Source organism: Erythrobacter sp. HI0063, assembly GCF_001635685.1.
Taxonomy (GTDB): Bacteria; Pseudomonadota; Alphaproteobacteria; order Sphingomonadales; family Sphingomonadaceae; genus Qipengyuania.
Genome location: NZ_LWFF01000193.1, coordinates 1 through 21,646 on the forward strand (window position 1 = coordinate 1; position 21,646 = coordinate 21,646).

The window sequence follows — 21,646 nt, forward strand, 5'->3', positions numbered from 1 at the left end:
GGACATGATGCGCGGATTTCTTGCAGGGGTGGCAGCGCTGGCGCTGGCCGGATGCAGCACCACGGCGATGCAGGCGCCGGAACCGGCGGCCATCGTCACGCAATCCATGCCCGAGACTATGGCGAGCATGGATCCGAGCGATTCGATCCTCTTCTGGAGCGACGAGCGCCGCTCCGCCGCCTTCCGCGATATGGAGGGATTGTTCCCCGGTCTCGAAGTGGCGCAGACCGGCCCGGTTCGCGCTCTGCCGCGCGGCACTGCGCTCGCTTCCGGTGCGCAGGCTGCCCTGCGGGCCTTCATGGCCGAAACTGATGCTGCCGGGTTGATGGTGCTGCGCGATGGCAGAGTCGTGTTCGAGGATTACGCGCTCGGCTTCGGGCCGGAAGGGCGCTGGACCAGCTTCTCGGTCGCCAAGAGCTTCACGTCGACGCTGCTCGGCGCGGCGATCGCGGACGGCGCGATCGAAAGCGTCGATCAGCCGGTCGTCGAAATCCTGCCGGCGCTGGCAGGCACGGCCTATGACGGTGTCACTGTCGGCCAGATCGCCACCATGACTTCGGGCGTCGCCTGGAACGAGGATTACACTGATCCGAACAGCGACGTGGCGAAGATGCTCGCAGTCGCGCCGGTGGCGGGGGAATCGCAGGCGATCACCTATGCCCGCACGCTGACACGCGAAGCGCCGGCTGGGGAGAAGTGGGTCTACAAGACGCTGGAGACCAACCTTCTCGGCCTGATCGTGGAGGAGGCGACGGGCCGCAGTCTCGCCGATTATGCGGGCGAAAAGATCGCGCGCCCGGCAGGCTTCGCCGGCAACTTGTTCTGGATGCAGGATCTCACGGGCGGGAATATCGGCGGATGCTGTCTGTCCTTAAGACTGTCGGACTATGCGCGCTTTGGCCAGTTCGTGCTCGAAGGCGGAGAGGGCGTCGTCCCGCAAGATTGGTTCGCGCAAGCGACCGCACCTTCGGTCCCGTTCGAGAATGCGCCCGGCTTCGGATACGGATACCAGTGGTGGACCTATCCGGGCGCGTATGGCGCGCAGGGCATTTTCGGCCAGGCGATCACGCTGGTGCCGGAGGAGAATCTGGTGGTCGCCGTCGTCAGCAATTGGCCGACCGCGACCAGCAATGCCAATCGCAACGCTTTCAGAGCGCTGATCGCGCGATTGGCAGCGGATCAGCCATCGCGCGAATAACGCGCCAGGAGCCTCTCATGGACGATCGGGCTGAGCATTTCGCTGAATGCGCATCCGACCTTGCAGGCATCCCACCATACGACCTGGGCCTGGCGCGCTTCCAATCCGGGTAGAGTCAGCCAGCACAATTGACCTTCGTGCATGCGGTTCAGCGTGGCGGCGGAAAATCCGGAAATCGAAAGATCGTGCACCATGGTCTCGATCGCACCCGCGCCGGACAAACGCAGGCGTACCGGTATCGTGAGCCGCGTCCGCGGAGCGCAGCGGTCTTCCTGGGCGGCGATTGCGTAGCGATCGGGAGAAATCAGGTACATGGCCGTTGGATCTCGATAGGTGGAACACCATCACTATCGTTCGGCGCGCCTAATCCCGCTTTGACGGATTGAGTTAACCGGGCTCCGCCACGCGCTCTCGGTGGCCGCTCTCATAGCCGTTAACCACCAGCTCCAAGATCCGCTCTGCCACGACTGCCGGTTCCTTGACCGTCTTGGGATCTTCGCCCGGATAGGCCTTGGCCCGCATGGACGTTCGCGTGGCGCCGGGATCGACGATTGCGACGCGCAGCTTGCTGACCTTTTCGACCTCCTGCGCATAGCTTTCGAGCAGATTGTCGAACGCGGCCTTGGTCGAGGCATAGGCCGACCAATAGGCGCGCGGCGTCTCGCCGACGCTGCTGGTGAGGCCGATGACCTTGCCCGCATCCGCGCGCTTCAGCAGCGGGTCGAAGGCCGCGAGCAGCGCCTGCGTGGCGAGGATGTTGGTCGTAATTGCCTGGCCGAACTGCTTGGCATCGATCTGGGTTACCGGCGTCAGCGTGGGGAGATAAGCGGCCGCGATCACCATCACGTCGAGCGTATCCCAGCGGCCCGCAATCGCGCTGGCGAGACGGGCGATACCGTCCGGCTCCGCCAGATCGACCGGCGCTATCGTGGAGGCGCCGCCCAGTTCGTGGATCGCGTCCTCGACCGCTTCGAGCGCGCGCACGTCGCGCCCGGTCAGGATCACATGCGCGCCTGCGGCCGCCAGAGCCCTGGCAGTGGCCGCGCCGATGCCCTTGCTCGATCCGGTGACGAGCGCGGTGCGGCCTTCGAGCGGCCTTTCGTTTTCGATCGCCGCCATCAGGCCACCTTTCCGACGGGGAGGGATAATTGGCGCTGATCTTCGTCGCGCTTGGAAAGATCGGTCAGCGCGGTGGGATATTCGCCGGTGAAGCAGGCATCGCAGAATTGCGGGCAGGCCGATTTGCGCGGTCCTTCCCCGACTGCGCGATACAAACCGTCGATCGAAACGAAGGCCAGGCTGTCCGCCTTGATGAACTGGCGCATCGGCTCCAGCTCCATGCGCGCGGCGAGCAGCTTGGATCGTTCCGGCGTGTCGACGCCGTAGAAGCAGCTATGCGCCGTGGGCGGGCTGGCAACGCGGAAGTGGACTTCGGTCGCGCCCGCATCGCGCATCATCTCGACGATGGAGAGGCTGGTCGTGCCGCGCACGATCGAATCGTCGATGAGGACGATGCGCTTGCCGCGAACCAACTCCCGATTGGCGTTGTGCTTGCGCTTGACGCCCGCATGGCGCGCGCCGTCGCTCGGCTGGATGAAGGTGCGCCCGACATAGTGCGAGCGGATGATGCCGAGTTCGAAGGGAATGCCGGATGCCTGCGCATAGCCGATCGCTGCAGGCACGCCGCTGTCGGGCACGGGCACGACCAGATCGGCCTCGACCGGCTTTTCCTTGGCCAGTTCGGCGCCGATCGCTTTACGCGCTTCATAGACGCTGCGGCCTGCGAAGAAGCTGTCGGGACGGCTGAAATAAACGTGTTCGAAAATGCACGGGCGCGGGCGGTGATTGCCGAAGGGATGGAGCGAATCGACATTGCCGTCGAAATCCACCTTGATCAGCTCGCCCGGTTCGACTTCGCGAACCATTTCCGCGCCGACCACATCGAAGGCGACGCTTTCGCTGGCGAACAGAGTCGCGTCGCCGATCTTGCCCATCACCAGCGGCCGGATGCCGAGCGGATCGCGGCAGGCGATCATTCCCTCGGGCGTCATCACGATCAGCGCGTAGGCTCCTTCCAGAAGGCGCAGCGCGTCGATCAGCTTGTCCATCATGGTGGGATAGCGGCTGGTGGCGACGAGGTGGATGATCACCTCGGTATCGGACGTCGATTGGAAGATGGCGCCGCGCTGCACGAGGTCGGCGCGCAGGCTCATCGCGTTCGAGATGTTGCCGTTATGCGCCACGGCGAATCCGCCGCCTGCAAGGTCCGCATACAGCGGCTGGACATTGCGCAGGCCCGCGCCCCCGGTGGTCGAATACCGGACATGACCCGCCGCCATGAAGCCGGGCAGTTCGGCGATCGCATCCGAGCTAGAGAAATTCTCCGCCACATGGCCGAGGCCCCGGCGCGAATAGAATTCCCGCCCGTCGAAGCTGCAGATGCCCGCCGCTTCCTGCCCGCGATGCTGCAGCGCGTGCAGGCCCAACGCGGTTGCCGCGGAGGCATCGGTTGCGTTCACGGCGCCGAAAACGCCGCATTCCTCGCGCAGGTGATCGTCGTCCTCCCCCTGATGCGCCGAGGGATGGAAGGGGTGGGTGATGTTCATGGATGCCTCGCAGGCCTGCCGTCGGGCCGATGGGGGGGTGCGGCTCGCCGCTGCCAATGGCGATGTTGCGGCCCGATTACAAGGGTATGTCGGCGCGCTGCGGGACGATCCGTGGCGTGTCGTCCACGCTATTCATTGCCTCGCCAGCTTTCCCACCCTAGAGGCCTTTGACCTGACCAGCCAAGACCAGAGCCGCCTTGCTACTTTCCCCTTTCGAATGGACCATCGCCAAACGCTATCTGCTTCCGGGCAAGGGCGAGGCATTCATCGCGCTGGTCGCGGGCATCTCGATCGGCGTGGTGATGTTGTCGGTTGCCATGCTGGTGATCGTGATGAGCGTGATGAACGGCTTTCGCGCCGAATTGCTCGACAAGATCGTGGGTCTGAACGGCCATGCTATCGTCCAGGCCTATGGCGGGCGGCTGGACGATTGGGAAAACGTGCTGGAGGAAGTCCGCGCGACGCCGGGCGTCGTCGATGCCTCGCCACTGATCGAACAGCCTTTGCTGACCAGCTTCAACGGCCGGGTCGAGGCAGTGCTGGTGCGCGGCAATACCGAGCAGGACATTACCGAACTCGGCAGCAAAGTGGTCGCGGGCGATATCGCGCGCTTGCAGGCGGGCAGCAGCACAGTCGCGATCGGATCGCGACTGGCGCAGAATATCGGTGCCACGGTGGGCGACACGATCACGATCATTAACCCGCAAGGCCGCTCGACTCCATTCGGGACGGTGCCGCGACAGGTCGGCTACGAGATCGGGGCGATCTTCGAAGTCGGCATTTACGATTACGACGGATCCTTCGTGGTGATGCCAATGGCCGACGCGCAGACCTTGCTTCTCATCGGCGATACGGTCGGCATGATCGAAGTCACGGTGACCGATCCCGACGAGGTCGAGAAAATTCTTGCGCCGGTGCAGGAAAGCCTGGCGGGCCGGGCAATCGTGTTCGATTGGAAAACCATCAATGCGTCGCTGTTCGAAGCGCTTCAGGTGGAGCGCGTGGCCATGGCTTTCGCACTCAGCTTCATGGTGCTGGTGGCCGCTTTCAACATCCTGTCGAGCCTCGTCATGCTGGTGCGCGCCAAGACGCGCGATATCGCCATCATGCGCACGATGGGCGCCACGCGGCAAAGCCTGCTCAAGATCTTCGTGACCACCGGCTTTACGGTCGGCGCCATCGGAACGGTGGCGGGTCTGGTGCTCGGCGCCGTGGTACTGTTCTTCCGCCAGCCGATCGTCGAATTCATCGGCGCGGTGACGGGGCAGGATCTGTGGGATCCGCAGGTCCGCTTCCTTTCCACGTTGCCCGCGCGCGCCGATCCCATCGAGATCACGATGATCGTCCTGCTCGCGCTCGGCCTCAGCTTTCTCGCCACGCTTTACCCGGCCTTGAAGGCGTCGAGCACCGATCCGGTTCAGGTGTTGCGCTATGAGTAATCCGGTCCTCCATCTGCGCGGCCTGACCCGCAGCTTCGAACAGGGCGGGGTGCGGATCGACGTGCTGCGCGGCGTCGATCTGTCGGTCATGCCGGGCGAAATCGTGGCGCTGCTGGGGCCCTCCGGTTCGGGCAAGTCCACGCTGCTTCAGGCGGTCGGGCTGCTGGAAGGCGGTTTCGGCGGCGAGATCGCGATTGCCGGCCAGGGGGCCCAGAAAAGCGACGCACATGCCCGCACGCTGCTGCGCCGCGACCATCTCGGCTTTGTCTACCAGTTCCATCACCTGCTGCCCGATTTCAATGCGCGCGAGAACGTGGTGCTTCCCCAGCTCGTGGCCGATGTGCCGCGCGATGCGTCCGAAGCGCGCGCGGACGAGCTTTTGACCGCGCTGGGTCTCGGCCATCGCCTTGAGCATCGGCCCAGCCAGCTTTCCGGCGGCGAGCAGCAACGCGTCGCAGTCGCGCGCGGCCTTGCCAACCGGCCCAAGCTGGTGCTGGCGGACGAGCCCACGGGCAATCTCGACGAAGCGACCAGCGACAAGGTTCTGGCCCAGTTCCTCGAACTGGTTCGGGGCGAGGGCAGCGCTGCGCTCGTCGCCACGCATAACGAGCGGCTGGCCGCCCGGATGGACCGCGTCGTGCGCCTGCACGAAGGTGTGCTGGTCGATGGACCCGGATCGCATTCCGCTCGTTAGAGCGAAAACGAGGGAGTTTTACCGACATGACCGACCACCCCAGCACCTACAACGCCGAGGACACCTATCGTGAGGGCATCCAGTGGGACGACCGCGCCTCGCTGCACCGTGTGGACGACGGCGGCGGCCTGCTCGACAAGAGCAAGGGCCTTCGCGACGGCACGTTCGCCGATCTGGTGAAGCACATGATGCTGCTGCCTGAAGACGAGCGGAGCAAATACTATATCGACAAGGCGGGTGACCGGAAATTCCAGGCCAAGGAAGTGACCGCGCTGGCCCAGCTCGACGATTATCCGCACAAGGCCTGATGCGGCGATGACAAGCATCGCCGATTTCACCGTCACGACCAATCGCGGCGAACCGCTCGACCTCGTCGACAAGCTCGGCACGGTCCTGCTGGTGGTGAACACGGCGAGCAAATGCGGTTTCACGCCGCAATATGACGGCCTCGAAGCGCTGTATCAGCGCTTTGCCGAGCGCGGTTTCGAAGTGCTCGGCTTTCCCTGCAACCAGTTCGGCGCGCAGGAGCCGGGCGATGCGGACGAGATCGCGCAGTTCTGCAAGGTCAATTTCGGCGTCACCTTCCCCTTGATGGAGAAGGTGGACGTCAATGGCCCCGATGCGAGCCCCGTTTTCGACTGGATGAAGGGCGAGGCCAAGGGCCTGCTCGGCTCGAAAGCCATCAAGTGGAACTTCACCAAGTTCCTGATCGATCGGGACGGGCAGGTGGTCAAACGCTATGCCCCCACCGATCGGCCCGAAAGCATCGCGGCGGACATCGAAGCGCTGCTCTGATTGGCATCGCGCTGGCTTCGGCGCGATTGTGTCGGAGGCGGCGGCCCTCTAAGCGCTGCCAATGCTATCCGATATCAACCAGTGGTTTCTCGCCCTCGGCGCCGAATACGGTGTGAATCCTTATATCTTCGGCGCGATCTATGTGGGAGCGATCCCGTTCTTCCTCGCCTCGATTGCGTGGCTGGTAAAGCGTGCGCGGGCAGGGCGATCGACCGTGGTGCCGACGCTGCTCGCCGGGTTCTTCTTCGTATCCGCCTATCTCTATCTGGCGTTCGCGGGGCGCAACATCCCGGTCTGGGTGTGGATATTCCTTGCCGTGCTGGTGATCTACGGCGCGTATTCGACTGTGCGAGATACGCGCCGCAAGATCGCGGCGAAGGATACTCCGCCTACACTCTGAACTTCGGAATGCCCTTGCTCGAATCCAGCTCGGGAATGATCCGGTAGCGCGACAGCACCAGGCTGAAGAGCCCGAACAGCAGCAGTCCAACCGCTACCAGCGTGAAGACGATCCCCTGACCGGCAAGGGAGGCGACTGCATCGCCCAGTGTTTTGACCTGACCGCTGCCTGCGGACAGGAAACCGGCCTTGAACAGCGACCAGCCGATCACGGCATATACTACGCCGCGTGCCAGATAACCCGCCCCGCCGATCCAGCGCGTGGCATCGGGAGCGTCACCTGCGATGCGGTGCATGAATTCGCCGGTGATGCCCTTCTTCGCCTGGAAGATGGCCGTCACGAAGAAAGCGAGGCCGAGCAGGCCCAGCACGATACCGCCGAACTCCATCGACAGGATGCCGGATGCCGCTTCCTGCGCGCCGCCACCGCTCTGGCCTCCGCCGCTGCCGCCGGTGCTATTGTCGCTGGCGAACTTATAGGCCGAAAAGGCGAGCGCAAGGTGGCCGATGCCGCTGCCCGCATGGCCGAGGCGCTTGCCCCAGCCTTTGGCGTCCGAACCGTTGTTTTCGATATCGAAGAAGGTCGAAGCGAACCGGAACAAGGCGTAGGCGGTCAGGCCGACGACCATGAGCCACAGGATCGCGTTTCCGGCCGGGTAATCCTCGATCGCCAGGAAAATACCGTTCGTTCCTTCGGCAATTCGGTCGGCACTGGTCAGCGCGATCAGGCCGAGAACCGAATACAGGATGGCGCGGCTGAAATAGCCCACGCGCACCAGCCAGCTGAATTTCTCCGATTTATCGACCATTATTGTCTCCCCGTTAATGTCGTATGGCACGCCAACGGACGAGAGCGATAATGGTGCCGGTCGGCCTGGACTAGACGTTGAATTTAAACATCATCACGTCGCCGTCCTGCACCAGATACTCCTTGCCTTCCTGGCGCAGCTTACCCGCCTCGCGCGCCGGACTCTCGCCGCCGAGCGTGACGTAATCGTCGTATGCGATCGTCTCTGCACGGATGAAGCCACGCTCGAAATCGGTGTGGATTTCGCCTGCCGCCTGCGGAGCCTTTGCGCCCGCCGGGAAAGTCCAGGCGCGCGCTTCCTTCGGCCCGGCGGTGAAGAAGGTCTGAAGGCCCAGGAGCGTGTAGCCGGCACGGATAATCCGCGAGAGGCCACTTTCTTCCAGCCCCAGTTCGGACAGATATTCGCGCCGCTCTTCGGCTTCCATCGCCACCAGTTCCGCTTCGATGGCAGCGGAGACGACGACCGCCTGCGCGCCTTCACGCTCGGCCTTGGCGAAAACTTCCTGCGACAGCGCGTTGCCGCTTGCCGCATCCTCTTCGGCCACGTTGCAGACGTAGAGCACAGGCTTTGCAGTGAGCAATTGCGCCTGCGCGAAGACGCGCGCTTCCTCCTCGTCGTTCGGTTCGACGAGGCGGGCGGGCTTGCCTTCGCGCAGCAGCGCCAGCGCCTGGCCCAGCACGCTGGCGATCAGCTTGGCTTCCTTGTCGCCGGCCGTAGCGCGCTTTTCCGCATTGGGAACGCGCTTTTCCAGGCTTTCCATATCGGCGAGCAGCAATTCGGTCTCGACCACTTCGGCATCGGCCAGCGGATCGACCTTGTTCGACACGTGCTGGATGTCGTCATCCTCGAAGCAGCGCAGAACGTGGACGATCGCGTCGACTTCGCGGATATTGCCCAGGAACTGGTTGCCGAGGCCTTCGCCCTTACTCGCCCCCTTAACCAGGCCTGCGATATCGACGAAGGCAAGCTGGGTGGGGACGGTCTTGGCCGACTTCGCGATTTCCGCGATCTTGTCCAGCCGTTCGTCCGGCACCGCGACCTGGCCGACATTGGGCTCAATCGTGCAGAAGGGGTAATTCGCGGCCTGTGCGGCCTGCGTTTCGGTCAGGGCATTGAAAAGGGTGGACTTGCCGACATTCGGCAGGCCGACGATCCCGCAGCGGAAACCCATCGTAAACTCCGATAAATGGTGTGGCTCGCGCCCTTAGCGACGGTGCGCGCGAAAGGCCATAGCCCGGTAGGGCCGGGACGGGGGAAGATCGCGGCGGACGGCCTTGGCGAATCCCCACGGAAACCGCATATGAAGGCCATGCCCTTCAAGCCCTTCGTACCCTTGCGCGTCCTGTCAGCCTATTCGATGCTGGAAGGCGCGATCGAGCCGAAGGCGATGGCGAAACTGGCGAAGGAGCGTGGATTTCCGGCGATAGCGCTGGCGGACCGCAACGGCCTCTATGGCGCGGTGATGTTCGCGAAGGCATGTTTCGACGAGGGGATCCAGCCGATCGTCGGCACCCTGCTCGGGGTGGCGCGCGATAGCGAGGGAAAGCAGGTCGATTATCTACCGCTCTACGCGCAGGACGAGACCGGGTACGACAATCTCTGCCACCTCGTCTCGAAAGCGCATCTCGACCGGCCGCTGGAATTCGAACCGCATATCGGGCTTGGCGATCTCGAAGGGCATAGCGAGGGGCTGATTGCGCTGACAGGCGCGAGCGAGGGTGCGGTGACGCGCCTGCTCGCCGAAGGGCAGGCGAACCATGCGGCGGATTATTGCGACCGGTTGCAGGCGCTTTTCCCGGAGCGGCTCTATGTCGAGCTCGCGCGGCGCGGCGATCGGATAGAGGAGGGGGCCGAGGCGGCGCTGATCGAGCTTGCCTTTGCGCGCGATCTCCCACTGGTGGCCACCAATCCGGCCAATTTCGCCGAACCGCACATGCACAAGGCGCATGACGCCATGCTGTGCATCGCCGGTTCGACCCATGTCGATGCGGACGATCGTGCGCGCTCCAATCCGGAAGGCTTCGTCAAGACGGCGAGCATGATGGAGGAGGCCTTCGCCGACCTGCCCGAGGCGACGGCCAACACCCTGGTGATCGCACAGCGCTGCGCCTATGCGCCGCCGAACCGCGCGCCCATCCTGCCGAGCCTCGCAGGCGATCTCGAAGGCGAAGCGCGGATGCTGGCCGACGATGCGCGCAAAGGCCTCGCCGCGCGGCTGGCGCTGTACTACCCCGATTGCAGTCCCGCCGAGCTTGTAAAAGCCCTGGAAGCGACAGGCGAAGCGCGGCAGCCCGCCATCGACCGGCTCAAACCGAGCGGCGTGGGGCAGGAATTCCTCGAGTACGCCGAACGGCTCGATTTCGAAGTCGGGATCATCAATCAGATGGGCTTTCCCGGCTACTTCCTGATCGTTGCCGACTTTATCAAATGGGCGAAGGATCACGATATTCCGGTGGGGCCGGGGCGCGGCTCGGGTGCCGGATCGCTCGTGGCCTGGGCGCTGACGATTACCGATCTCGATCCGATCAAGCTCGGCTTGCTGTTCGAACGCTTCCTCAATCCCGAGCGCGTCTCGATGCCGGATTTCGATATCGACTTTTGCGAAACCCGTCGCGGCGAGGTGATCCGTTACGTCCAGAAGAAATACGGGCACGATCACGTCGCGCAGATCATCACCTTCGGTAAGCTGAAAGCGCGCGCTGTGTTGCGCGATACCGGGCGCATCCTGCAAATGCCCTATGGTCAGGTCGACCGGCTTACCAAGATGGTGCCCAACCATCCGACCGATCCCTGGACCTTGCCGCGCACGCTCAACGGCGCTGCCGATTTCAAGCGCGAATACGATAACGACAACGATGTGAAGCGGCTGGTCGATCTGGCGATGCAGCTGGAGGGTTTTCCGCGCAATTCCTCCACCCATGCGGCGGGCGTGGTGATCGGCGATCGCCCGCTCGCCCAGCTGGTGCCGCTCTATCGCGATCCGCGTTCGGACATGCCGGTGACGCAATACGACATGAAGCATGTCGAAAGCTCCGGCTTGGTGAAGTTCGACTTTCTCGGGCTGAAAACTCTATCGGTTCTCAAGAAGGCGACCGATCTTCTTGAGAAAAGAGGCGTTTCGATCGACCTGTCGCAACTCGCGCTGGACGATCCGACGGTCTACGAGCTTTTGAAGAGCGGCCATACGGTGGGCGTGTTCCAGCTGGAATCGGAAGGGATGCGCCGGACGCTGACAGCGGTGAAACCGACCAATTTCGGCGACATTATTGCGCTCGTCTCGCTCTATCGCCCGGGCCCGATGGACAATATTCCGCTGTTCGGCCAGCGTAAGGCGGGCGAGGTGGAGATCGCCTATCCGCATCCCAAGCTAGAAGGCATCCTCGCCGAGACATACGGGATTTTCGTCTATCAGGAACAGGTCATGCAGGCCGCGCAGATCCTTGCCGGATACTCGCTCGGCGATGCCGACCTTCTGCGCCGTGCTATGGGCAAGAAGGTGCAGGCCGAGATGGACGCCCAGCGCCACCGTTTCATCGACGGGTGTGCCGAAACGAGCGGAATCGATGCGAAGAAAGCCAATGAACTCTTCGATTTGATCGATAAGTTTGCAGGGTACGGCTTCAATAAATCGCACGCTGCGGCCTATGCGCTGCTCGCCTATCAGACGGCATGGCTTAAAGCGCACTATCCCGAGGAATTCTTTGCCGCTGCCATGTGCTTCGACATGCACCAGTCGGAAAAGCTGGCGATCTTCGTGGACGATGCACGGCGCTCTCCCTTGCGCGAAGGCGGCGTCAAAATCGCCCCTCCGTGTATCAATCGTTCCGAAGCGGAGTTCACCGTGGAGCAGACGGATGACGGCTATGCCGTGCGTTATGCTCTGGCGGGCATTCGCAATGTGGGTGAGCGGGCGATGGAAACCATCGTGGCGGAACGGGAGGTTTCCGGAAAGTTCGAAAGTCTCAAGGACTTGTTCGAAAGAGTTCCGAAAGGTTCGATGAATTCCCGCCAGCTGGAGGCGCTCGCTTCGGCTGGAGCGCTCGATGATCTGGAGCCCAATCGCGCCAAGGTTTTCGCCAATTGCGATCTCCTCCTCGCAGTCGCCGATGCGGCGGCGCGCGAGCGGTCGAGCGGGCAGGCGGGTCTGTTCGGAGGCGAGGAGCAGGCGAATTCGGACCTGCGATTGAAGGAAACCGATCCTTGGCCGCGCGCCGAAATGATGGAGAGGGAGCGTGAGAATTTCGGCTTCTACTTCTCCGATCACCCCGTCCAGGCGTGGCGACAGGTCGCCTCTGCCAATGGCGCGCGCAGCTATGCCTCGCTGATGGGCGGTGGCGCGCCCGCCGGGGGAAGGGCGCCTGCCGTAATGGCCGCCATGGTGGAAAAGGCGCATAAGAACACAACAAGGCGCGGCAAGCCGTTCGTTCGCGTCGAATTTTCGGACGCATCCGGCCAGTTCAGCGCCGCCTGCTTCGAGGAATCCATGGTCGACAGCTTCGTCAAATGGGCGGAAGACCAGACCTGCATCTTGCTTCAGGTCGAGCTCGACAGCCCGAGCCCCGACGAACCGCCCCGGATTACCGTGCGCGGGGGAACGCCGCTGGAGGCGGTGTCCCAGAACGCGCGGATGACGCTGACGCTCGACATTCTCGATGCAGGGGCGCTGGCGATGCTCCAGGCCGAGCTGGGCAGCGCGAAGGGCACGGGGGAGGTCGTCGCGACCCTGCGCACAGGCACCGCGATCGAACCGACGCTGTGCCTTGGCCGTAGCTTCGCCCTGGACGGCGAGCTTGCCGAACGCTTGGCAAGCGCGCCCGGTCTTGCCAAGGTGCAATTAACGACAAGACGCAGCGGAGGGCATTTGCGCCTCGTTGCGTGATAAACGCAAGGAGAGGCGAAAAATGTCGACGGGATTGGGAGCCATGCAGGATTGGTCCATGCGCGTGACGCATGTGATCGACCACGCCGCGCGTGAGGCGGGTACGCGGGAAATCGTCACGCATTGGGCCGATGGCAGCGAGACGCGGACCGACTGGGCCGGAATTCGCCGTGACGCGCTGAAAATGGCGCAGGCGCTCCAGGCGCTCGGCCTGAAACCCGGCGACAAGGTCGCAAGCCTCGCGATGAACCATTCGCGCCATCTGGTCAGCTGGTACGGCGTCGCCGGGATGGGCGGCGTTCTGCACACCGTCAATCCGCGTCTGTTCGAGGACCAGCTCGAGTATATCGTCAACCACGCGGACGACCGCGTGCTGCTCTACGATGCCATGTTCCAGCCGATCGTGGACAAGATGCGTGATCGCTGGCCGCAGGTGGAGCACTATATCTGCTTCGATCCTCCCGCCGGATCCCATGCGCGCGATTTCGAGAGCTGGATCGCGGAACAGGACGGCGATTTCGAATGGGTCGATGGCAGCGAACGCGATCCATGCATGATCTGCTACACCAGCGGCACCACCGGCAATCCAAAAGGCGTGCAGTACGAGCACCGCTCGACCATCATGCATGCCATGGCCGGCCTGCAGCCCTCGGCGTTCAATTTCAGCGGCTCCAGCGTGATGCTGCCCGTCGTTCCGATGTTCCACGCAGCTAGCTGGGGCCTGCCCTATGCCGGCGCGATGGCGGGGATCAAATTCGTGTTCAGCGCGGTAAACGATCCGGCGGTCCTGCACGATCTGATGCTGCGCGAAGGCGTGACCGACAGCGCGGGCGTGCCGACAGTATGGCTCGCGCATTTCCGGTATTGCGACAAGGAAGGGCTTGACCTGCCGCCGCTGAAAGCCGCCACGATCGGCGGATCTGCCGCGCCGAAATTCATGATCGAGCGCCTGATGAAGAACGGCACCCGCGTCCAGCACGCCTGGGGCATGACCGAGACGAGCCCGATCGGCACGGTCGGCGGGCCGACGGCGAATTGGGAGGAGCTCAGCTTCGAGGAAAAGGTTCTCAAGACCATGAAGCAGGGGCGCCCGATCTTCGGCGTGGAACTGCGCACGGTGGATCTCGACGACTTCACGAAGGTTCTGCCCCGCGATGGCGAAACGTCGGGGGCCTTGCAGATCCGCGGTCCGTGGGTCGTCCAGCGCTATTTCAAGGCGGAAGAGCCCGCGGTGACGGCCGATGGCTGGTTCGACACCGGCGATGTCGGCATCCTGCACCCCGACGGGACGCTCCAGTTGACCGATCGCACCAAGGACGTCATCAAATCCGGCGGCGAATGGATCAGTTCGGTGGAACTGGAAAACGCGGCGGTGGGCCATCCTGCCGTGGCCGAAGCGGCCTGTGTCGGAATGCCGCATCCCAAATGGGACGAACGACCCGTGCTGTTCGTGGTCCGCAAGGAGGGCATCGATTGTTCGGGCGAGGAGGTGGTGAATTTCCTGTCCGACAAGGTCGCGAAATGGTGGCTGCCCGATGCGGTCGAATTCGTCGACGATATCCCGCACACCGCGACCGGCAAGATCAGCAAGAAGGATCTGCGCGATCGCTTCGCCGATTACCGGCTGGATGCCTGACAGGAAATCGTGATGACAGAGACCTATATCGATCCAAGCCGCGAGAATTTCGAGGCCTTCAAGACCCTGCCGCGCGATACGCCGATCCACATGCTCAACCTGCTCCAGTATCGCGAGCAGGCGGAGTATCCGGAGGGCCATGAGAATGCAGGGAAGGGCTGGTCGGGACGCCGCGCCTACGAGGAATACGGCAAGACCAGCGGACCGATCTTTCGCCGGGTCGGCGGCCGCATCGTCTGGCGCGGAGTTTACGAAACGGTGGTGACGGGGCCGGAGGCGATGCGTTGGCACGATGGTTTTATCGCGTCCTATCCAAATGCATCCGCTTTCTTCGAGACGATCAAGGACGCCGACTATCAGGCGGCAGTGATCAACCGGACGGCGGCCTTGCAGGACAGCCGCCTCGTGCGTTTCGGGCCGGGCGAGGAGGGCGAGGGCTTCTGAGGGTTCACAAAAGCCGCATCTGACCACCCACTTCGGGTGGGCGGAACTGGGTACAGTCGAGCTCGAACTTGCCCTTGCCGATGCCGGCACGCTTGCAGGCTACGCGAAACCGTGCCCGGAACAGGTCGGCCCATACGCCGGTCGGGTTGAGGCGACTGAAGAAGCCCGGATCGTTATCCCGTCCGTCTCGTATCGAGCGGACGATGCTCATGACCTTGTCGCCACGTTCGGGGAAGTGGACCGAGAGCCATTCGCGAAACAGCGGCGCGACTTCGTGGGGGAGGCGCAGCGGTATCCAGCCCGCGCTCGCGACTTTCAGGGCAGCCGCCCGCTCGACGATTTCTTCCATGAACTGGTCGGTGATGGCCGGAATTACCGGCGCGATCGAGCAGTGGGTGGGAATGCCTGCCTCTGCCAGTTTACCTAGTGCAGCCAATCGCTTGAGCGGAGATCCTGCGCGCGGTTCGAGTTTCCCCGACAATTTCGGATCAAGGCTCGTCACGGATATTCCGACCGCGACCAATCGGTGTCGCGCCAGTTCTTCTATCAGGTCCAGATCTGCGAGAACTCGATTCGACTTGGTCGTGATCGTGACCGGATGGCGCGCTTCGAGGCAGACCTTCAACACCTCCCGCGTAATCCGGTAGCGGCCTTCGATCGGCTGGTAGGGATCCGTATTGGTCCCCATCGCGATCGGTTTCGGACTGTAACGCGGCTTGGCAAGTGTCTCGCGTAAGAGATTGGCAGCATTGGGTTTGGCGAACAGCTTGGTTTCGAAGTCCAGTCCCGGCGAGAGATCCTGATAGGCATGGGTCGGGCGCGCGAAACAATAGACGCAGCCATGCTCGCATCCTCGATAGGCGTTGATGGAGCGATCGAAAAAGATGTCGGGCGAGCGATTGAAGCTCAGGATTGTTTTCGAGCGCTCCTCGATCACTTCGGTCCGGAGTCTTACCGGCGGCCCGTCCAGTGCCTCCATATGATCGCGCCAATCGCCATCGGCCTCGCGCGTTGCGAGACCGAAGCGGGTCGGCACGTCAGCGGATTGCGCGCCACGTCCGGCGACGGCGGGATCGATTCGGCGTTCCATATGGGGCGGAACATAAATGGAACGAAACGCATTTGCGAGACCCGAATGTACGGCCTTCGCGCTGTCAGCGTTCCCGCAATCTCGGCATCAATTCGACGAAATTGCAGGGACGATGACGGCTATCGAGTTGAGAGGCGAGGATTTTGTCCCAGCCATCCTTCACCGCGCCGTTCGATCCGGGCAGGGCGAAGATATAGGTGCCCGTGGCCACCACCGCACAGGCGCGGCTCTGGACGGTGCTGGTGCCGATCATCTCGTAGCTGATCCATCGAAACAACTCGCCGAAACCGGGAATGTCCTTCTCCTTCACGCGATCGAGCGCTTCGGGGGTCACGTCGCGGCCGGTGAGACCCGTACCGCCGGTGGTGATGACGCAATCGATGGTTTCGTCGTCGATCCAGGCTTCCAGAAGGTCCACGAGCGCCTCAACGTCGTCCCGCAGGATTTCGCGGGTCGCCAGTTCATGGCCCGCCCGCGAAATCCGTTCGGCGAGGATATCGCCAGATGTGTCTTCCGCCAGGCCGCGCGTGTCCGAAACCGTCAGGAGAGCGATGCGGATCGGTTTGAAAGTGCGGCTTTCGTCGATGGGCATTTTAGCGCTCGCTCGGAAATTGGGGCCATTGGTTCTGGGCCAGCGCGACGCGGCTCGGCGTGGGCGCATCGGCCTGGCGCAGATACATCCAGTAATTGCGCATCACGATATTCACGTAGGACCGCGTCTCCCAATAGGGGATCGATTCCATCCACGTCAGCGGATCCCCCTGGTCGCGCACTTCGCTGTTCCAGCGGGCGACCGGAGTGGGCCCGGCGTTGTAGGCCGCCATGACCTTGGGGAGATGTCCGCTAGAGTATCCCGACTGGGCGAGAGCCTCCAAGGCCCTCTGCCCAAAGGCTAAATTTATTGAAGCTTCCTTGAGGTTCGCATCTGCCGAGAGGTTGATCGACGCGGCATATTCGCGCGCGGCGATGGGGCGGATTTGCATTAGGCCGATCGCATTGGCTCCGCTCACTACCGTCTCGCGAAAATTCGATTCCTGCAAGGCGTGGGCGAAGGCGAGCGCCGGGTCGACTGTCCATCCCCCGCGCGGAGTCTGGTCCGTTACCGGCCAGCGCAGGCTCGGCGGCGGGGCAGTCTTGGCGGGCGCATTGTAGGCCATGAAATTCTGGGCGCCCGGCAATCCGAGTGCGCGGGCAAGCCGTGTAAGGGCCTGAAATTCGTCCGGATCACCGTAGCGCGCCTGATAGACCAGCGCATCGGATGCGGCCTCGCGCCGGTTCAGTTCGTTGAGCATGACGGCCTGCCGTGCCGCCGGTTCGTCCGATAGAAGCTGCCAGTCCTGCGCGGTCAGGTCCGGGCGGGTGTGATCGCCGGGCAGGGTCTGGCCCAACTGCTCGCGCGCCAGCATACCGTAGAGCGTTTCGGTAAAGCGCGCTGCGCCGCGCAATTGCTCGTCCGCCTGCTCGGGTTCGCGGCAACGCACCAGCGCGCGATGCGCCCAGTAATGCGCCGCTGCGGTCAGTTCTGGATCGGTGGATTGCGCCGCCGAATTCTGGAACCCTTGCGCAGAGGAGCTGCAATCGTCCAGCCTCCACGCGGCAAGGCCGACGACCCATTCCCCTTCCGCGACCCAGGGCCCGCTGCCTTCGGACACCGTGCGTGCCAGCGCCAACGCCTCGGGATCGCGATTCTCGATGTAGTAGCTCCACGATACCCGCTGGCGCCATTCCGCGCGGGCATAGGGCGACAGAGTGGCGTCGATCCCGTCGAGCAACAGGCGCGCACCGTCGGGATCGTCATTGCTGATATGCTGGAGAATGGCACTGGAGATATCGGACGGCATCGTGCCATCCTCGATGCCCCGAGGGCGATTGCGCCGCGTGATGCCCGGCTGGCCCCGCATGCTGCGCGCGGCGGGAAGGCTGGGTGTATCCGTGGCTCCGCGCGCCATTGCGAGGCGCGCGATGCCTTCGGCTTGCGGGAGATCGCGATAGCGGCCCAGCCAGTCCTGCAGGCGTTCGAGCGGAATGCGCGGGCTTTCGGGGTGAAGATAATATTCGGCCAGCGCCGCCCCGTGGAGCGGCCCTTCGCTCCGCTCGCCGAGCAGGATCTCTACGCGGTCCCAATTGCGCGCATCCACCGCTTCGAAAAAGGAGGCGTAGTAGAACCGGTCTTGCTGCGTCAGTAGAGTGGGAAGGGCGCCGCTCTTGCCTTGCGTGAAATAAGCGATGCTTTCGGGATTGGCCTGCGCGGGCGAAGTCACTGCCAGCGCCGAGAAGGCGGCGGCGCAGAGGAGTAGGGGGCGGGTCATGCGGTCCATTCGAGCCATTGGGTCCAGAAATGTTTGCGGTGGCCGGGCATGCGCGCCAGCCGATCGAGCCGCGGGGCGATCATCAACGGAACTTCGCCGCCGGGCAGGGAAAGCATAGGGGCAGGCGTGTCGCCCTGCGACAGCAGCGGCATCAGTCCGCGCCCGAAAGCAAGCACACGCTGCGGTTTTGCAAGGCCGACATGATGCCGGGTCACATCCGCCAGCCCGCGCTGGGCGAGCTCGGCCCAATCGGGCAGCGGGAGTGTGCGCGGCAGGGCGCTCGCGAAATACACGGCGCTCTCGTCCAGTCCCGCCGCGCGCAGGAAGGAGCCGACAAGCGCTCCGAGCCGTCCGCTCAACAGGCTTTCGCGATCTTCTTCCTCCGGCTGAGGGATCAGGACCATGAGCGAAGCGCCGCTTGTCCCGCGCGGCGGCACGCGCATGGACAGCGCGCCTTCCGCTAGGCTCGGCTCGGTCAACCAGAAGCTCTCGAACGCGGCAAGATCACTTGGCCAGTTGTCACGCGCGCCGCCGATCGCGGGTTTTTCCGCCCCGTCGAGCGCGCGTTGCAGCGGCGTGACCCGTCGCGGAACGTCCACCTTCGGCGGCGGGGGCGCCGGTTCGGCGGCCTCTTCGGGAATCTCGAGCCAGCCTTCGGCATCGTCCGCAAAGCTGCAGTCGACACCCGCTTCGCGCCACCAATCGAGCACGCCTGCAAGATCGTGCTGAGATAGCGCACCGGCATTTTGAGGGGTATCGAGCTTCGTCATCCGTCCGTCGGGGGTCTTGACCTCATACGCCCCAGCAATCAAGGCAATCCCAAACGATATTGCGACGAAAAGAGAGAGATATGAGCGAACGCGAATCGATGCCCTGCGATGTCGTCATTATCGGCGGCGGCGTGGCGGGAATGGCAGCGGCGATCCGGCTGAAGCAGCTCAATGAAGAGCTTGAGGTCGTGGTGCTCGAAAAGGGCAGCGAGATCGGGGCGCATATCCTGTCCGGTGCCGTGGTCGATCCGCGCGCGCTCGATGAATTGCTGCCCGAATGGCGCGAAATGGACTGCCCGCTCGCCGAAACGCCCGTCACCGACAATCAGCATTGGGTTATGAGCGCGTCGAAGAAGTGGGAAATGCCGCATCTGCTGATGCCGCCTTTCCTGACGAACACGGGCAATTACACCTGCTCGCTCGGTAATCTGACCCGCTGGATGGCGGAGCAGGCCGAAGGTCTCGGTGTGATGGTGTTCCCGGGCTTCCCGGCGAGCGAGGTTATGTTCGACGAAAACGGTGCGGTTTCGGGCGTGATCACGCAGGACATGGGAGTCGCCGCCGATGGATCGCACAAGCCCGATTACCAGCCGGGCATGGAAATCCACGCCAAGTACACGCTGTTCGCCGAAGGCGCGCGTGGCAATCTCACCAAGAAGATGAAGGCGAAATTCGATCTGGAGGCCGATTGCCAGCCGCAGATCTATGGGCTTGGAATCAAAGAGTTGTGGGACATTGCTCCCGAAAAGCATGAACCTGGCCGCGTGATCCACACGCAGGGCTGGCCTTTGTCGGAAAGCGAGAGCTGGGGCGGGGGCTTCCTCTACCACCAGGCCAACGGCCAGGTCGCCTTGGGCTTCGTCACGGCGCTCGATTACAAAAACCCGTATGTCCGCCCCTATCAGGAATTCCAGCGCTGGAAGCACCATCCGGCGATCGCCGAGATCCTCGAAGGCGGCAAGCGCGTGGCCTATGGCGCGCGGGCGATCAACGAAGGCGGCTGGCAGTCAGTGCCCAAGCTCGCCTTCCCGGGCGGGGCGCTGATCGGCTGCGCCGCGGGCTTCGTCAATGTGCCCCGGATCAAGGGCAGCCACACTGCGATGAAGAGCGGTATGCTCGCCGCCGAAAGCATCGCAAATGCGATCGCCGCCGGCCAGGAGAAAACCGAACTCACTGATTACGATAGCAATTTGCGCGAAAGCTGGATCGCAGTCGAGCTTAAGAAAGTGAAGAACGCGCAGCCCGCCGTTTCGAAATATGGTGCCGATATCGGTACCGTGCTGGCGGGCATCGATATGTGGATGCGTACGCTCAAGATCGGCCTGCCGATCACCATGAAGCACGAGCCCGATTACGAGCATCTGCAGCGCGCGGACCTGTTCAAGCCGATCGAATATCCCAAGCCCGACGGTGTGTTGAGTTTCGACAGGCTGACCAATGTGGCCTTCAGCTTCACCAACCACGCCGAGGACCAGCGCAATCACCTGCAGGTGCAGGATATGGAATTGCAGCGCGAGAGCGAGCTGGGCGTCTATGGCGGCCCGTCAACTCGCTACTGCCCGGCCGGAGTTTACGAATGGGTGACCGAGGATGAGGGCGAGCCCAAATTCGTGATCAATTCGCAGAACTGCGTCCACTGCAAGACCTGCGACATTAAGGATCCGAACCAGAACATCGAATGGACCACGCCCGAAGGCGGCGGCGGTCCTAATTATCCGAATATGTGACGCCTCACTCCGACCCGCGACGGGGGAAGGCGCCCATGCGCGAAACCGCTTACGCCAAGATCAACCTCGCGCTGCATGTCCGCACGCGGCGCGAGGATGGCTATCATGAGCTCGAAACACTGTTCGCTTTCGTCGAGGCGGGCGACATTCTGACTGCTCGGCCCGCCGGGCGCGACGAGATCGCCGTAGTTGGAGAGTTCGCAAACGGTCTCGACAATCCGTTCGAAAACCTTGTCGCCAAAGCGCTTTCCGTATTGCCGCGCTCGGATGGGCTGGCGATGACGCTCGAAAAGAACCTTCCCGTCGCCGCTGGTTTGGGAGGCGGCTCCGCCGATGCGGGAGCGGTCTTCCGGATCGTGCGCGATCGCCATGGCTTGCCCGATGACTGGTCCGCCCGCGCAGCTAGATTGGGTGCGGACGTTCCAGCCTGTGTCGAAAGCCGCACCTGTATCGGGCGTGGGACGGGGACCGAGCTCGAACCGCTGGACGACACCAGCCTCGAAGGGCTTTACTGCCTGCTCGTCAATCCGCGCGTGCCCCTGTCGACCGGCCCGGTGTTTCGCGCCTGGGGCGGCGAGGATCGCGGTCCGCTGCCTTCCGGCACGGCGCGAGACATCGCTCTGGCGGGGCGCAACGACCTCCAAGCGCCCGCAATATCTCTGTGTCCTGCGATCGCCGGTGTTTGCACCGCGCTGGATGAAACCAACCCGCTCCTGCAACGTATGTCCGGTTCCGGCGCGACCTGCTTCGCGCTTTATGAAAGCGCCCAGGCGTGCGAAGAGGCAGCCGCGCAAATCGCCGAGGCCCATCCTGGGTGGTGGCGCATGCAAGGCGCGTTGAGATGGTAATGT

The 21,646-nt window shown here is 63.3% G+C and carries 20 protein-coding genes; 11 read left to right on the forward strand and 9 right to left on the reverse strand.

Annotation, left to right across the window (positions count from 1 at the left end; all coding sequences use genetic code 11):
- The coding region (locus A3736_RS06385; RefSeq protein ID WP_369815432.1) for a serine hydrolase domain-containing protein at positions 1–1,198 on the forward strand (1,198 nt) is incomplete at its 5' end.
- Here A3736_RS06385 and A3736_RS06390 read toward each other — a convergent pair.
- The 3 genes from A3736_RS06390 to purF form a co-directional block, all read right to left on the reverse strand.
- Positions 1,180–1,512, reverse strand: coding sequence for a PilZ domain-containing protein (locus tag A3736_RS06390; protein ID WP_067680580.1), 333 nt, complete (start codon positions 1,510–1,512; stop codon positions 1,180–1,182). The two genes, A3736_RS06385 and A3736_RS06390, sit on opposite strands and share 19 nt — an antisense overlap.
- 73 nt (positions 1,513–1,585) lie before the next feature.
- The gene (locus tag A3736_RS06395) at positions 1,586–2,317 is read right to left on the reverse strand and encodes an SDR family NAD(P)-dependent oxidoreductase (protein WP_067680583.1); all 732 of its coding nucleotides are present in this window, start codon (positions 2,315–2,317) and stop codon (positions 1,586–1,588) included.
- Positions 2,317–3,804 carry an amidophosphoribosyltransferase gene (purF, locus tag A3736_RS06400; protein ID WP_067680586.1) on the reverse strand — a complete coding sequence of 496 codons (1,488 nt, stop codon included), beginning with the start codon at positions 3,802–3,804 and terminating at the stop codon, positions 2,317–2,319. Before purF ends, A3736_RS06395 begins: the two co-directional genes overlap by 1 nt.
- A gap of 197 nt (positions 3,805–4,001) precedes the next feature.
- Here purF and A3736_RS06405 point away from each other — a divergent pair, with 197 nt between their 5' ends.
- The 5 genes from A3736_RS06405 (at position 4,002) to A3736_RS06425 (ending at position 7,132) form a co-directional block, all read left to right on the forward strand.
- Complete coding sequence (locus A3736_RS06405) at positions 4,002–5,243, forward strand: lipoprotein-releasing ABC transporter permease subunit (RefSeq protein WP_067680589.1); 1,242 nt, start codon at positions 4,002–4,004, stop codon at positions 5,241–5,243.
- Positions 5,236–5,937, forward strand: coding sequence for an ABC transporter ATP-binding protein (locus A3736_RS06410; protein WP_067680592.1), 702 nt, complete (start codon positions 5,236–5,238; stop codon positions 5,935–5,937). Before A3736_RS06405 ends, A3736_RS06410 begins: the two co-directional genes overlap by 8 nt.
- Before the next feature lie 26 nt (positions 5,938–5,963).
- Positions 5,964–6,245 (forward strand): hypothetical protein, encoded by a 282-nt coding sequence (locus A3736_RS06415; RefSeq protein ID WP_067680595.1) that lies wholly within the window; start codon positions 5,964–5,966, stop codon positions 6,243–6,245.
- 7 nt (positions 6,246–6,252) lie between these two features.
- Positions 6,253–6,732 carry a glutathione peroxidase gene (locus A3736_RS06420; protein ID WP_067680598.1) on the forward strand — a complete coding sequence of 160 codons (480 nt, stop codon included), beginning with the start codon at positions 6,253–6,255 and terminating at the stop codon, positions 6,730–6,732.
- A 61-nt stretch (positions 6,733–6,793) separates the two neighbouring features.
- A complete protein-coding gene (locus A3736_RS06425; protein ID WP_067680601.1) occupies positions 6,794–7,132 on the forward strand; it encodes a hypothetical protein in 339 nt (112 codons plus the stop codon).
- On the opposite strand, the gene A3736_RS06430 is transcribed toward A3736_RS06425, so the two are convergent.
- Positions 7,122–7,940: a DUF1206 domain-containing protein gene (locus tag A3736_RS06430; protein ID WP_067680603.1), complete on the reverse strand. Its 819-nt coding sequence runs from the start codon at positions 7,938–7,940 to the stop codon at positions 7,122–7,124. The genes A3736_RS06425 and A3736_RS06430 overlap by 11 nt on opposite strands.
- A gap of 70 nt (positions 7,941–8,010) precedes the next feature.
- Positions 8,011–9,111 (reverse strand): redox-regulated ATPase YchF, encoded by a 1,101-nt coding sequence (ychF, locus tag A3736_RS06435; protein ID WP_067680606.1) that lies wholly within the window; start codon positions 9,109–9,111, stop codon positions 8,011–8,013.
- Positions 9,112–9,249: 138 nt separating this feature from the next.
- Here ychF and dnaE point away from each other — a divergent pair, with 138 nt between their 5' ends.
- From dnaE to A3736_RS06450, 3 genes are read left to right on the forward strand one after another with little or no spacing between them, the layout of a single operon-like run.
- Positions 9,250–12,819 (forward strand): DNA polymerase III subunit alpha, encoded by a 3,570-nt coding sequence (gene dnaE, locus A3736_RS06440; protein WP_067680663.1) that lies wholly within the window; start codon positions 9,250–9,252, stop codon positions 12,817–12,819.
- A gap of 22 nt (positions 12,820–12,841) precedes the next feature.
- A complete protein-coding gene (locus A3736_RS06445) occupies positions 12,842–14,455 on the forward strand; it encodes a long-chain fatty acid--CoA ligase (RefSeq protein ID WP_067680609.1) in 1,614 nt (537 codons plus the stop codon).
- Positions 14,456–14,467: 12 nt separating this feature from the next.
- A complete protein-coding gene (locus A3736_RS06450) occupies positions 14,468–14,899 on the forward strand; it encodes a DUF1330 domain-containing protein (RefSeq protein ID WP_067680612.1) in 432 nt (143 codons plus the stop codon).
- Positions 14,900–14,903: 4 nt separating this feature from the next.
- Here the strand turns inward: A3736_RS06450 and A3736_RS06455 are convergent, their stop codons facing one another.
- From A3736_RS06455 to A3736_RS06470, 4 genes are all read right to left on the reverse strand, one after another.
- Positions 14,904–15,989, reverse strand: a complete 1,086-nt coding sequence (locus tag A3736_RS06455) for a PA0069 family radical SAM protein (RefSeq protein ID WP_067680615.1) — start codon at positions 15,987–15,989, stop codon at positions 14,904–14,906.
- 64 nt (positions 15,990–16,053) lie between these two features.
- Positions 16,054–16,581, reverse strand: coding sequence for a molybdenum cofactor biosynthesis protein B (gene moaB, locus A3736_RS06460; protein ID WP_067680617.1), 528 nt, complete (start codon positions 16,579–16,581; stop codon positions 16,054–16,056).
- A gap of 1 nt (position 16,582) precedes the next feature.
- Positions 16,583–18,298: a lytic transglycosylase domain-containing protein gene (locus A3736_RS06465; protein ID WP_067680666.1), complete on the reverse strand. Its 1,716-nt coding sequence runs from the start codon at positions 18,296–18,298 to the stop codon at positions 16,583–16,585.
- A complete protein-coding gene (locus tag A3736_RS06470; protein WP_067680620.1) occupies positions 18,295–19,068 on the reverse strand; it encodes a hypothetical protein in 774 nt (257 codons plus the stop codon). The genes A3736_RS06465 and A3736_RS06470 overlap by 4 nt, the downstream gene beginning before the upstream one ends.
- Positions 19,069–19,148: 80 nt before the next feature.
- On the opposite strand from A3736_RS06470, the gene A3736_RS06475 reads away from it, so the two are divergent.
- Together A3736_RS06475 and A3736_RS06480 are read left to right on the forward strand one after the other, a co-directional pair.
- On the forward strand, positions 19,149–20,795 hold the full coding sequence (locus A3736_RS06475; protein WP_067680623.1) for an electron transfer flavoprotein-ubiquinone oxidoreductase: 1,647 nt from the start codon (positions 19,149–19,151) through the stop codon (positions 20,793–20,795).
- Positions 20,796–20,830: 35 nt separating this feature from the next.
- A complete protein-coding gene (locus A3736_RS06480; RefSeq protein WP_067680626.1) occupies positions 20,831–21,643 on the forward strand; it encodes a 4-(cytidine 5'-diphospho)-2-C-methyl-D-erythritol kinase in 813 nt (270 codons plus the stop codon).
- Positions 21,644–21,646 lie beyond the last annotated feature (3 nt).